This is a genomic window from Sphingomonas faeni (assembly GCF_040407505.1).
GTDB classification, from domain to species: domain Bacteria; phylum Pseudomonadota; class Alphaproteobacteria; order Sphingomonadales; family Sphingomonadaceae; genus Sphingomonas; species Sphingomonas faeni_E.
Genome location: NZ_JAPZPQ010000007.1, coordinates 93,546 through 106,024, shown reverse-complemented (window position 1 = coordinate 106,024; position 12,479 = coordinate 93,546). Strand labels below are relative to the sequence as shown.

The 12,479-nt window shown below is 66.0% G+C and carries 10 protein-coding genes; 5 read left to right on the top strand and 5 right to left on the bottom strand.

The annotated features are described in order from the left end of the window. Positions 1–79: 79 nt before the first annotated feature. The 3 genes from O6X71_RS17895 to O6X71_RS17885 are packed head-to-tail and all read left to right on the top strand — an operon-like array spanning position 80 to position 4,023. Complete coding sequence (locus tag O6X71_RS17895; RefSeq protein WP_353467087.1) at positions 80–3,109, top strand: isoleucine--tRNA ligase; 3,030 nt, start codon at positions 80–82, stop codon at positions 3,107–3,109. Further along, complete coding sequence (lspA, locus tag O6X71_RS17890; RefSeq protein WP_056489618.1) at positions 3,102–3,605, top strand: signal peptidase II; 504 nt, start codon at positions 3,102–3,104, stop codon at positions 3,603–3,605. The genes O6X71_RS17895 and lspA overlap by 8 nt, the downstream gene beginning before the upstream one ends. After that, complete coding sequence (locus O6X71_RS17885; RefSeq protein WP_353467086.1) at positions 3,598–4,023, top strand: DUF3035 domain-containing protein; 426 nt, start codon at positions 3,598–3,600, stop codon at positions 4,021–4,023. Before lspA ends, O6X71_RS17885 begins: the two co-directional genes overlap by 8 nt. 201 nt (positions 4,024–4,224) lie before the next feature. Here the strand turns inward: O6X71_RS17885 and O6X71_RS17880 are convergent, their stop codons facing one another. The 5 genes from O6X71_RS17880 to O6X71_RS17860 all read right to left on the bottom strand — a co-directional run bounded on the left by O6X71_RS17880 (position 4,225) and on the right by O6X71_RS17860 (position 9,567). Then, complete coding sequence (locus O6X71_RS17880; protein WP_353467085.1) at positions 4,225–5,076, bottom strand: TorF family putative porin; 852 nt, start codon at positions 5,074–5,076, stop codon at positions 4,225–4,227. 220 nt (positions 5,077–5,296) lie between these two features. Beyond that, complete coding sequence (gene bluB / locus O6X71_RS17875) at positions 5,297–5,938, bottom strand: 5,6-dimethylbenzimidazole synthase (protein ID WP_353467084.1); 642 nt, start codon at positions 5,936–5,938, stop codon at positions 5,297–5,299. Positions 5,939–5,962: 24 nt separating this feature from the next. Then, positions 5,963–7,159: a cystathionine beta-lyase gene (gene metC, locus O6X71_RS17870; RefSeq protein WP_353467083.1), complete on the bottom strand. Its 1,197-nt coding sequence runs from the start codon at positions 7,157–7,159 to the stop codon at positions 5,963–5,965. Then, the gene (locus tag O6X71_RS17865; RefSeq protein WP_353467082.1) at positions 7,156–7,986 is read right to left on the bottom strand and encodes a sulfurtransferase; all 831 of its coding nucleotides are present in this window, start codon (positions 7,984–7,986) and stop codon (positions 7,156–7,158) included. Before O6X71_RS17865 ends, metC begins: the two co-directional genes overlap by 4 nt. A gap of 24 nt (positions 7,987–8,010) precedes the next feature. Beyond that, the gene (locus O6X71_RS17860) at positions 8,011–9,567 is read right to left on the bottom strand and encodes a cryptochrome/photolyase family protein (protein WP_353467081.1); all 1,557 of its coding nucleotides are present in this window, start codon (positions 9,565–9,567) and stop codon (positions 8,011–8,013) included. Between the two features lie 20 nt (positions 9,568–9,587). Between O6X71_RS17860 and queF the strand changes: the two genes are divergently transcribed. Together queF and O6X71_RS17850 are read left to right on the top strand one after the other, a co-directional pair. Beyond that, positions 9,588–10,046, top strand: a complete 459-nt coding sequence (gene queF / locus O6X71_RS17855) for a preQ(1) synthase (protein WP_056411723.1) — start codon at positions 9,588–9,590, stop codon at positions 10,044–10,046. A gap of 158 nt (positions 10,047–10,204) precedes the next feature. Then, positions 10,205–12,475 carry a glycosyltransferase family 4 protein gene (locus tag O6X71_RS17850; RefSeq protein ID WP_353467080.1) on the top strand — a complete coding sequence of 757 codons (2,271 nt, stop codon included), beginning with the start codon at positions 10,205–10,207 and terminating at the stop codon, positions 12,473–12,475. The last annotated feature ends 4 nt before the right edge of the window (positions 12,476–12,479 follow it).

Below are 12,479 nucleotides of genomic sequence, written 5' to 3'. Positions count from 1 at the left end.
CCCTCCCTTCCAGGGAGGGGAGCAAGAGCGGGACAGGGATGGCAACGCGGCGCGCTACCGGCTACAGCCCGGCCCACTTATGACCGATACTCCTGCGCCCGCCCGCGATTACCGCGACACCGTCTTCCTGCCGAAGACCGACTTCCCGATGAAGGCGGGCCTTGCCGCGAAGGAGCCGGCGATCCTGGAGCGCTGGGCGAAGCTCGGCATCTATGACCGGTTGCGCGAACAGCGGCTCGGGCGCGAGCGGTTCATTTTGCATGACGGCCCGCCGTATGCGAACGGCGACATCCACATGGGCCACGCGATGAACAAGGTCCTCAAGGACATCATCGTCCGCTCGCAGTCGCTGATGGGTAAGGACGCGCCCTACGTCCCCGGCTGGGATTGCCACGGCCTGCCGATCGAGTGGAAGGTCGAGGAAGCGTATCGCGCGAAGAAGCTCAACAAGGACGACGTCCCCGTCGACCAGTTCCGAGCCGAATGCCGCGCCTATGCCGAGAAATGGGTGGCGGTGCAGAAGGCCGAGTTCGAGCGGCTCGGCGTGATGGGCGACTGGGCCGATCCGTATCTGACGATGAAGTACGAGGCGGAAGCCGCCATCGTCGGCGAGCTGCTGAAGTTCGCCGAGAGCGGCCAGCTGTACCGCGGCGCGAAGCCGGTGATGTGGTCGCCGGTCGAGAAGACCGCGCTCGCCGAGGCGGAGGTCGAGTATGAAGACATCGTCTCCACGCAGATCGACGTGGCGTTCGAGATCGACTCTGCGCCGAACGCGCCCGAACTGGTCGGCGCCTATGCGGTGATCTGGACGACCACGCCGTGGACGATCCCGGTGAACCAGGCGCTGAGCTATGGTCCTGAGATCGAGTATGTTCTGGTCGCGGACGGCGATCGCCGCTTCCTGATCGCAGAGGCGCTGATCGACAGCTTTTTGGCCCGTACCGCCCGTCATCCCGGCGGAGGCCGGGACCCACTTACCAACGGGGGAGACCGCGGTGAGGTGGGCCCCGGCCTCCGCCGGGGTGACGGAGAGGAGGGTGGCGCTGCCATCCTTTGGCGGGGCAAGGGCTCCGACCTCGCGGAGGCTACCGCACGGCACCCGATGCACGCACTCGGCGGGTTCTTCGCGAAGCCGCGCCCGTTCCTCCCCGGCGAGTTCGTCACGACCGACGCCGGCACCGGGCTCGTCCACATGGCGCCGGACCACGGCGAGGACGATTTCGAACTCTGCAAGCAATACGGCATCGACCCGGTCTTCGCGATCGACGGCGCGGGGATGTACCGCGCCGACTGGGCATGGCTCGGTGGCCAGGGCAGCGTCATCAACAAGAAGTTCGTGAGCGCCGACGGCCCGATCTGCACCGACCTGCGCGAAGCTGGCGCGTTGCTGGCCGCGAGCGACGACTTCAAGCACAGCTATCCGCATTCGTGGCGCTCGAAGGCGAAGGTGATCTTCCGCGCGACCCCGCAATGGTTCATCCCGATGGACTCTTCTTCTGCTCCCTCTCCCCTGCGGGGAGAGGGTCGGGGTGAGGGGCAGCCCAGCAATGCCGCGCCCGGAACAGCCCCTCACCCCAGCCCTCTTCCCGCAGGGGAGAGGGAGCCAGAAGCTGGCAACGGCGCCACGCTCCGCGAGATCGCGCTCGACGCGATCGCGGCCACCACCTGGATCCCCGCGCGCTCCGAAAACCGGATCACGTCGATGGTGCAGGGCCGCCCCGACTGGGTCATCTCGCGCCAGCGCGCCTGGGGCGTGCCGATCGCGCTGTTCGTCAACCGCGCCACCGGCCAGTACCTCAACGACGCGAACGTCAACGCGCGCATCGTCGAAGCCTTCCGCGAGAACGGCGCGGACGCGTGGTATGCGGACGGCCACCAGGCGCTGCTCGGCCCCGACTACGACCTCGCAGACTATGAGGTCGTGAAGGACATCCTCGACGTCTGGTTCGACTCCGGCTGCACGCACGTCTTCACCGTCGAAGCGCGGTATGGCGAAGGCACGCGCGCGAACCTGTATCTCGAAGGCTCGGACCAGCATCGCGGCTGGTTCCAGTCGTCGCTTCTCGAAAGCTGCGGCACGCGCGGTCGCGCGCCTTACGACGCGGTCCTGACGCACGGCTTCGCGCTCGACGGCCAGGGCCGGAAGATGTCGAAGTCGCTCGGCAACGTCGTCGATCCGCTCAAGATCATCGGCGAGTCCGGCGCCGACATCCTGCGCATGTGGGTCGCCTCCACGGACTATTTCGACGACGTGAAGATCGGCAAGGAAGTGCTCGCCACCGCCTCCGACGCGTATCGGAAGCTGCGCAACACGTTCCGCTACATGCTCGGCGCGCTCGAAGACTTCGACGAGTCGGAGCGCGTCGCCGTGTCCGACATGCCCGAGCTGGAACGCTACGTGCTCCACCGCCTCGGCATGATCGACACCGAACTGCGCCAGGCCGCCGAGGCGTACGAGTTCAACCGCTACACGCGCCTGCTGACCGACTTCGCGAACGAGGACCTGTCCGCGTTCTTCTTCGATATCCGCAAGGATTCGCTCTATTGCGACGCCCCGAGCGACATCAAGCGCCGGTCGTACCGCACCGTCCTCGACGTGCTGTTCCACGCGCTGGTCCGCTACGCTGCGCCCGTCCTCTGCTTCACCGCGGAAGAAGTGTGGCAGTCGCGCTTCCCAAGCGACGAGGGTTCAGTTCACTATCTCGAATGGCCATCGCTCCCAGTCATCAACAATACGGATCTGGATTTCGAACAGTGGTCTCGCCTTCGGACGCTGCGAGGGTTGATCACGGCAAAAGTCGAACCGCAGCGTCGCGACAAGATCATCAAGTCCAGCCTTGAAGCTAATGTTGAGATTGGCCTGACGGAGGGCGACGCCAAGTTGCGCCAGACGCTATCCAGACTCGATGTGGCGGAGATCGCAATCGTCGCCCGCGTTACCGAGACACTGGCTTATGATCCTCCAGGCGACCACCCGCATGACATCGCAGTGGTAAAGGTTACCAAGACCGACTTCCACAAATGCGGCCGCTGCTGGCGCCACCTCCCCGAGGTGACGGTCGATGGCAACCTCTGCAACCGGTGCGACGAGGTGGTGGCCGATGCGTAACCTGCCAAAGGCCGGGTTCGGCGCGGCGATCGCGCTGTTCCTCGCCGACCAGCTCAGCAAGTGGGCGGTGACCAAGCCGCTCGGGATCGACTCACTCGGCGAGTCGCAGACGATCACCTCGTTCTTCGACCTGCGCTTCGTCCCCAACATCGGCATCTCGCTCGGGCTGCTGCCCGCCGACGGCCACCTGACCCGCTGGGCGCTGGTGCTGCTGACCGGCGCGATCGCGGTCGGGGTCGCGGTGTGGATGACGCGCGAGAAAAACCCCGCCGACCAGGTCGCGCTGGGCTTCGTGCTCGGCGGCGCGATCGGCAATATCCTCGACCGAATCCGTCTCGGCTACGTCGTCGATTTCTGCGACCTGCATATCGGCGAATGGCGTCCGTTTTTGGTCTTCAATGTCGCCGATGCAGCGATTACTGTCGGCGTGCTCGTCCTGCTTGTTCGGGCGCTCCTCGTGCGCGAGAAGCCCCCTGTGGAGAATTCCCATGCGTAAGTTCGTACCCCTGGCCGCCGGGCCCGTCGTCGCTTTGGCCTGCGTCGCGCTGCTCAGTGGTTGCGGGGCAGGCCGAAGCCTCGATCGCGCACGTCCGGACGAGTTCGCGGTCGCGCGCCAGGCGCCGCTCGTGATCCCGCCCGACTTCGCGCTGGTCCCACCGCAGCCCGGTGCCGCCCGTCCGCAGGACACCGCGGCCAACGCGCAGACGCTCGACGCGCTGTTCGGTGGGGCCGCTGCGCGCAGCCCGGCCGAGTCGGGTGTCGTCGCCGATGCCGGCGCGGACAACGACGATCCCGGCATCCGCTCCAGCGCAGGCGATCCCGGCACGACGGTGGTCGACAAGGGTTCGACCACGCGCGACATCGTCGCGGCGCCGGAGGGCGACGGCCAGGACGCGAAGACCACCGCGAACTGATCTGGTCCCAGCGGCTGACGAAAAAAGGGCGGCTCCTCGCGGGGCCGCCCTTTTTCGTGTCTGACGATGTGGTTCGAAGAGCAGGAGATGCCAGTGGAAGCCTTAGCTTCCCTTCCTTGCTCTCCCGCGAAGGCGGGAACCCAGTCTGGGTCCCCGCCTTCGCGGGGAAACAAGGTTCAGGGGCGCCCTCTCCTCAGCCGTTCAAAACGCCGCGGTCAACGACACCAGCACCTTGCCGTTGGCGATCGAGCCATTGCCGTCCTGCCCGCGGCTGAAGCTCGGCTGGAGATACGCCGACTCGCCCTTGCCGATGTCGGTATCGACATACGCCACGCCCAGCGTCAGCGGGGTCGTCGGGATCACGTAGTCCGCCCCGAACAGCCAGTCGAAATACTCGCCCGTTGGCGACACGCTGGTCGCGAACGGCCCGAGACCCTTGTTGCCGTTCGAATAGCCGAAGTGCGCCTTCACGGTCAGGCCGGTGTTCGGGATCCCGCTGCTGACGTCACCCCAGAGATAGAGGTTGTCATCCTTCGCATTGACGCGGTCGTAGACGCCCGCCGCCGCCGACGCGCCGTTGGTGTACCACGGCCCCAGCGCCTGCTGCTTCGGCGCATATGCGACGCCTGCGAGCAATGCGACCGGGCCGACGGTGCCCGACAGCTTGGCATAAGGCTCGATGAAGTCGGTGTTGTCGAAGCCGCTCGGGTACATGTACCAGGTCGCGCCGACGTCGAGCGCGCCGCCGCCGACCGGAACCTTGTAGCCCGCGATCAAGTCGAGCTCCATGTTCGCGCCGCCGAACGTGCCCCAGCCTGCGAGGTTGGAACCCCAGGTGCCGATGTACAGCCCGCTCTTATGCGTGATCGTGATGCCGCCCTGGACGGCGAGGTTCTCGTCCGACTGCGACACGCCGCGGAAGCGGTAGTCGCTGACGAGCCCGACCGCGCCGCTGACCGTGACCTCCTTGGGAGGTGCGGTGTCGTCCTGCGCGAACGCTGGCGTTGCGGCAGCCAAAGCAATGCCGCCGAGAAGAAGTGTGGTGAAGCGCATCGTTTCCCTTTCGATACCGGAAGTCGATGTCCGCCCTGCATCCGTGGACGCCGCATCTTTCGGGGCCGAACCCCAGTGCGGTCTTTCCAACGGTGACACCGCGATGACAGCCCATGGTGCCCCGCACAAGCGAATCTTGCGTACAATCGGGCTTTGACAGCACGCATGTTGCGCAACCGCCACACTCATTTCAAAGACAGCCGCGGCGTCCAACGAGCGTTCAGCGTGCTAGGACGTTGATCGACCGTCGGTTTTCCCAACCCTCGCGCTCGAGTTCGGGGATGACGGCGTCGGTCTCGGCATAGCCGATGCAGAGATATGCGACGAGCTGCCAGGTCTCGGGCACGTCGAGGATCCCACGGATGCGCGACGGGTCGAGGATCGAGACCCAGCCGAGGCCGATCCCGTGCGCGCGAGCGGCGAGCCACAGCGTGTGGACCGCAATGACCGCGGAATACGCGACGGCTTCGGGCATGGTCCGGCGGCCGAGACCGTGGCCTTGATCCGGATCGGGTTCGACGAACACCGCGACATGACACGGCGCCCGTTCGAGCCCGGCAAGCTTGAGCCGTGCGTAGGTGGCTGCCCTCGTCCCCTCCTGCGTCGTCAACGCCGCCGCGTTGCACGCCTCGAAGTCCGCGCGGACTGCGGCGCGGCGGGCGGGATCGTCGACGGTGACGAACCGCCAGGGTTGGCTGAGCCCGACCGACGGCGAGGCGTTGGCGATCTCCAGCAACCGATCGAGCAATCCCGCTGACAGCGGGTCGCGCCGAAAATGCCGGACGTCGCGGCGCCAGCGGAACAGCGTGTCCAGCTCGGCCTGAAACGCGGGGCCGAAGATGGGTGCGTCAGCCTCCCGCACGGACACGCCTCGATCGGAAATCGTCTAGACCTTTGCGGCAGAGAAGGCGGCGAGCCCGGCTTCGAGATCGGCGATCAGGTCGGCGGGGTCTTCGAGGCCGATCTGGAGGCGGACCATCGGGCCTGCGGCGTCGCGCTTGGTGACACTGCGATAGCGGTGTGGGTCGGCGGGGATGGCGAGGCTTTCGAAGCCGCCCCAGCTATAGCCGATGCCGAACAGTTGCAGGGTATCGATCAGGGCGGCGCGCGATGCCTCGTTGCCGCCGTTGAGGACGAACGAGAAGAGCCCGCTGGAGCCCTTGAAGTCGCGGACGAACAGGTCGTGGCCGGGGCAATCGGGAAGCGCGGGGTGGAGCACCTGCGCGACTTCGGGGCGGCCTTGGAGCCACTTCGCGATGGTCAGCGCGCTCGACTGATGCTGCGCGAGGCGGACCGCCATCGTGCGCAAGCCCCGGCTGCCGAGCCAGCAATCGTCGGGGCTGGCGACCTGGCCGAGCTGGAAACTCGTCTCGCGCAATTTCTTGAAGTGACCGGGCGCGGCGGTGACCGAGCCGAGCATGACGTCCGAATGGCCGACCACGTATTTCGTGCCGGCTAGGATCGTCAGGTCGACGCCGCGCTCGATCGCGGGGAAGAACAGCGGGGTGGCCCAGGTGTTGTCGAGCAGGGTGGTCACACCCCTCGCCTTCGCGGCGGCGACGATCGCGGGGACGTCCTGTACCTCGAAGCTCAGCGATCCGGGGCTTTCCATGAAGATCGCCCGCGTATTTTCGCCGATCAGGTCGGCGATCCCCGCGCCGATCATCGGGTCGTAATAGCGCGTGGTGATACCGAACCGCTTGAGCAGCCCGCCCGCCATCCCACGCGTCGGATCATAGGCGCTGTCGACCAGCAGCAGCTCGTCGCCCGGCGACAGCACCGACAGCAACGCCGCCGCGATCGCCGCGACGCCCGAGCAATAGAGGAACGTCCCCTCCGCACCGGGCTCGAGCGAGGTCAACGCGTCGGCGAGGCTCCACTGCGTCGGCGTGCCCTTGCGCCCGTAGAACAGCCGGTGATGCGTATCGCGCGTGGCGCTCTCGCGGAGATGGCCGACCGAATCGTACAGGATCGTCGAGGCGCGCCAGACCGGCGGGCTGACGATACCTTGAGTCCATTCCGGGCGACGACCGGCGAGGACGACCTTGGTCGCGTCGCCGACCGGCTTGTTCGTGTCGCTCATGCCGTGCCTGTCGCCTTGGGTGTCTCGGGATCGCCGCCCCATTCGGACCAGCTGCCGTCGTACAGCGCCGCGTCGTTGCCGAGCAGGTGCGCGCCGAACGCCAGCACCGACGCGGTGATACCCGAGCCGCAGGTCATCACGATCGGCTTCGTCAGGTCGATGCCCGCCTTGTCGAACTCGGCCTTCAGCGCGTCGCCGGTCTTCCACGTGCCGTCCGCATTGAACATGGCGCCCTGCGGCAAATTCTTCGAGCCCGGAATATGCCCCGGCGCGGTGCCCGGCCGCGGGTCTTCCTCCGCACCGGTGAAGCGCGACGCGGACCGCGCGTCGAGCACCTGCTCCGCCCCGCTTGCGACGTTCGCCTTCATCTGGTCGAGATCGCGCACGCCCTTCAGGTCCGCCCAGGTCGTGAAGTGGCGATGCCGCGGCGTTTCCCTGCCGGATGCGGTGTCGCGCCCCTCGGCCTGCCACTTGGCAAACCCGCCATCGAGGATCGCGACGTTGGGCGCACCGAACAGCCGCAGCAACCACCACGCGCGCGCGGCCGTGTGCCAGGGGGAGCTGTCGTACAGCACGATCCGGCTGCCATCGCCGAGCCCCAGCGTCTGCATCCGGCTCGCGAACTTCTCCGCCGAGGGCAGAGTATTCGGCAGGTCGCTGTCGGTATCGCGCAACTCGCTGAGGTTCATGAACACCGCGCCGGGGATGTGCGCCGCCTCATGCTCCGCCGCCGCATCGCGGCCCTCGGCGTAGGTCGCGTCGACGATCCGAAGATCACTCGCGCCCAGTTCGTTCGCCAGCCATTCGGTGCTTACCAACGCGTCCATATGCAGCTCCTTGTGCTCGATCGGTCAGTAGCCAGCCGGGCCGCTTGCGTCGAGGGACGCGAGGAACCCGGCCGCCTGCGCGCGCGTCGCCTCACGGTCCGCCTCGGACTGTTTCGCCCAGTTGCGATACGGCATCGCCAGCCGGTTGTTGCGTCCCAGCTTGTCCTCGTGCCGCGCGAGGAAATCCCAGTACAGCGCGTTGAACGGACACGCATCCGGCCCGATCCGCTGCTTCACATTGTACCGGCACGTCCCGCAATAATCGGACATCCGGTCGATATACGCGCCCGACGAGATATACGGCTTAGACCCCAACAAGCCGCCATCGCCGAACTGGCTCATCCCCAGCGTATTGGGCAGCTCGACCCACTCGTAGGCGTCGACATACACCTCGAGATACCAGAGGTGCACCTTGGCCGGGTCCGCGCCGATCAGCAGCGCGAAATTGCCCGTCACCATCAGCCGCTGGATATGGTGCGCGTGCGCGGTCTCCAGCGTCTGGCCGATCGCCTCGCGCAGGCAGTGCATGTCGGTTTCGCCGGTCCAGTACCAGCCGGGCAACTCGCGGTGGTGGTCGAGGAAGTTACGCTCGACGTAATCCGGTCCCTCGCGCCAGTAGATCCCGCGCATATATTCGCGCCAGCCGATGATCTGACGGATATACCCCTCGACCGCGTTAAGCGGTGCGCGACCGGCGCGATACTCCGCCTCCGCGCGACGGCACAAATCGAGCGGATCGAGCAGCCCCGAATTGATGTACGGCGACAGGATCGAGTGCCACAGATGCCGCTCGCCCGTCAGCATCGCGTCCTCGTAGTCGCCGAATTGCGCCAGCGCGTGGCGGAAGAAGTTCGCCGCCTGCCGCTCCGCATCTTTCGCGGTCACGGCGTACTCGAACCCGTCGAGGCTCCCGGGATGATCCGCGAACCGCTCCGCCACCAGCGCCAGCACACCTTGCGTGATCGCGTCCGGCTTGAACACCAGCGGGCGCGGCATCAGCAGGTCGTTCTTTGCGGGCTTCCGGTTCTCCTTGTCGAAGTTCCAGCGATCGCCCTCGGGCTTGCCGGCGGTCATCAACAACCCGGTGCGCGTCCGCATCTGGCGATAGAACCACTCCATCGTGAGCGTTTTTCGCTCCGCCGCCCAGGTCTCGAAATCGGCATGGCTGGCGAGGAACCGATCGTCGCTGCGGATCTCGACGGGGATGCCGAACAGCGTCTCCCAGCTTTCGAGCATCGCCATCACCCGCCACTCGCCGCCCTCGGTGACGACGATCCGCTCGGGGTCATGCCGCTCGACCGCGCGCGCGATCTCGCCGGTGAAGCTGCCCGCATTGTCGGGGTCGTCGAGCTGCGTGTATTCGACCGTCCACCCCGCCTCGCGCAGCGCCTCGGCGTGGTGCCGCATCGCCGACAGGATATACGCGATCTTGCGCTTGTGGTGACGGACATAGGTCGTCTCCTCGTCGACCTCCATCATCAGCACGATGGTGGTTTCGGGATCACAGTCCCGCAGCGAGGCGATGTCGATCGTGAGCTGGTCACCGAGGATCGGTACGAGTGTGGTTTTCTTGCGCGTCATCGCATCCTACATGGCGGCACATGACCGCTCCCCAGAACCCATTGCATCTCGGCCAGAACAGTGCCCTCCCCGCCTCTCCAGAAGAGGCCGTGCTCGATTATGTTCCGAACCCGCGGCCGGGCCGGACGTATCTGGTGCGGTTCGCGGCGCCCGAGTTCACGTCGCTGTGCCCCGTCACCGGCCAGCCTGACTTCGCGCACCTCGTGATCGACTACGTCCCCGGCGAGACGATCGTCGAGTCGAAGTCGCTGAAGCTGTTCCTGAGCAGCTTCCGCAACCATGCCGGGTTCCACGAAGACTGCACCGTCGGCATCGGCGAGCGCCTGTTCGACGAGATGAAACCGGTGTGGCTGCGCATCGGCGGCTACTGGTATCCGCGCGGTGGAATCCCAATCGACGTGTTCTGGCAATCGAGTGCACCGCCGCAAGATCTGTGGCTGCCGGACCAGGGAGTCGCCTCCTATCGTGGCCGCGGTTGAGGGCCCAGGACGACGACGCGAAATATCGATTTGATTTAGATTGATATTATTCCCGTGCTGCACTGCAGTATGTGATGAAACTTTATGCTACCTGAACCGTTCAAATGGATGCGCGACCGGGTTCTCCCAGAAGTGCGCGCTCAAACGAGGGACAGGGTATGGTGAAACCGGCGGACGGTGGGAATATCGCGCGACTGGCGCTGATCGGTAATTTCCTGCCGAGACAGTGTGGCATCGCCACCTTCACGACCGACGTTTTCACGGCCATGCGCGCGCGCTTCCCCGAGATCGCCGTCGACGTCTATGCGATGGACGATCATCCCGGCAAATACGACTATCCGGCCGAAGTCACCGGCACGATCCCCGAGCCCGAACTGTCGGCATACATCGACACCGCACGGAAGATCGAGGCCAGCGGCGCACAGGCGATCTGGCTCCAGCACGAATACGGCATCTTCGGTGGCCCGGCAGGCGAGCACATCCTCGCGCTGCTCGATCGCACCACGCTGCCCGTCATCGTCACGCTGCACACGATCCTTGAAAAGCCCAATGCCGACGAGCGCCGCGTGCTCGAAGGGCTGCTGCGTCGCGCCGCCCGCGTGATCGTCATGGCCGAGCGTGGCCGCGACATCCTCCAGCGCGTCTACGGCGCCAATTCGCGCCAGATCGTCATGATCCCGCACGGCGTGCCCGATCGCGACCTGCTCGATCCCGCCGTACTAAAGGACAAGTTCGGCTGGGAAGGGCGGAAGGTCATGCTGACGTTCGGCCTGCTCGCGCCCAACAAGGGGATCGAGACGGTCATCAACGCGCTGCCCGCGGTAATAGCGAAGCATCCAGACCTATTGTACGTCGTGCTCGGCGCGACCCATCCGAACCTCGTCGCGTACGAGGGCGAGAAGTACCGCGACAAGTTGAAGGCGCTCGCCGCCGAGAAGGGTGTCGCCGACAACGTGTCGTTCGTCGATGCCTTCCTCGAACATGGCGAACTGCTCGATTATCTCCAGGCGTCGGACGTCTATGTGACGCCGTACACCAACCCCGCGCAGATCACGTCGGGCACGCTCAGCTACGCGATCGGCGTCGGCAAGCCCGTCATCTCGACGCCGTACGTGCATGCGACCGAAATCCTCGCGGATGGCCACGGCGTGCTCGTCCCGTTCGGCGACGTCGATGCGTTCGCGCGCGAGATCGATGCGCTGATGTCGAACGACCGCGATCGCAATCGCCTCGCCGAGCGCGCCTATGCGCGCGGCCGCACGATGATCTGGCCGAAGCTCGCCGAGGCGATGATGACGGAGATCCGTGCGATCGTGGCGGCGCGCCCTTTTCGCCTCGCCAAGGTGCCAGCCCCGCTGAAGCAACTCACGCCTGATTTCGCCGCGGTCGAGCGGATGAGCGATTCGACCGGCATGCTCCAGCATTCGATCTATTCGATCCCCGATCGCCGCCACGGCTATTGCATCGACGACAACTGCCGCGCGCTGATGTTGATGAGCGCGATGCCGGGTCTCGACGACGTGACGCGCGACAAGTGGATGACGATCTACGCGTCGTTCGTGCAATACGCTTGGAACCCGGACACGCGCCGCTTCCGCAACTTCATGAACTTCGATCGCACCTGGTGCGAGGATTCGGGGTCGGAAGATTCGAACGGCCGCACGCTCTGGTCGCTCGGCGTCACCGCGCGCGATGCGCAGGCGGCCAAGCACCGCGACTGGGCTACCGCGATGTTCGATTCGACCGCGTCGATGGCCCTCGAACTTGGTTCCTTGCGCGCGCAGGCCTTCGCAATGCTCGGCGCGGCGGCGATGCTGGAGGCCAAGCCCGGTCACCAGCTGTCGCTGTCGATCCTCGAAGCCTTCCCCAAGGTGCATCTCGACCTGCTCGCCAAGGCGCGCCGTCCGGAATGGCAGTGGTTCGAGATCGTCCTCGCCTACGACAATACGCGCCTTCCGCAGGCGCTGATCCGTGCAGGTCAGGCGCTCGGGCGGCAGGACCTGATCGACTGTGGTCTCGCCACGCTCGACTGGATCGTCGCCAAGCAGACCTCGCCCGAGGGTCGCTTCCGTGCGGTCGGGTCGGAGAGCTTCAACCGCCCTTACGCAGAGCCGTTGCAGTTCGACCAGCAGCCGCTCGAGGCGCAGGCAACCGTCGATGCATGCGCCGCAGCGTATGACGCGACCGGCGACGTGCGCTGGCGTGACGAGGCGTTGCGCGCCTACGGCTGGTTCCTCGGCGTCAACGACCTCGACCTGCCGCTTGCTAGCGTCGCGGACGGCGGTTGCTATGACGGTCTGATGCCCAACGGGCTCAACCGAAACCAGGGTGCCGAGTCGATTTTGGCGCTCCAACTCGCAAGTTGTGCCATTTCAGGGGTATCAAAGGCAGCGCAAAGCGTGGCAGGAGCGGCGCGCGTCGTCGCCTAGCCAC

Bases quoted from the DNA above. Each gene is read 5' to 3' on its own strand.
- O6X71_RS17895 (WP_353467087.1), top strand. From the start codon at position 80: ATGACCGATACTCCTGCGCCCGCCCGCGATTACCGCGACACCGTCTTC.
- lspA (WP_056489618.1), top strand. From the start codon at position 3,102: ATGCGTAACCTGCCAAAGGCCGGGTTCGGCGCGGCGATCGCGCTGTTC.
- O6X71_RS17885 (WP_353467086.1), top strand. From the start codon at position 3,598: ATGCGTAAGTTCGTACCCCTGGCCGCCGGGCCCGTCGTCGCTTTGGCC.
- O6X71_RS17880 (WP_353467085.1), bottom strand. From the start codon at position 5,076: ATGCGCTTCACCACACTTCTTCTCGGCGGCATTGCTTTGGCTGCCGCA.
- metC (WP_353467083.1), bottom strand. From the start codon at position 7,159: ATGAGCGACACGAACAAGCCGGTCGGCGACGCGACCAAGGTCGTCCTC.
- O6X71_RS17865 (WP_353467082.1), bottom strand. From the start codon at position 7,986: ATGGACGCGTTGGTAAGCACCGAATGGCTGGCGAACGAACTGGGCGCG.
- O6X71_RS17860 (WP_353467081.1), bottom strand. From the start codon at position 9,567: ATGACGCGCAAGAAAACCACACTCGTACCGATCCTCGGTGACCAGCTC.
- queF (WP_056411723.1), top strand. From the start codon at position 9,588: ATGACCGCTCCCCAGAACCCATTGCATCTCGGCCAGAACAGTGCCCTC.
- O6X71_RS17850 (WP_353467080.1), top strand. From the start codon at position 10,205: ATGGTGAAACCGGCGGACGGTGGGAATATCGCGCGACTGGCGCTGATC.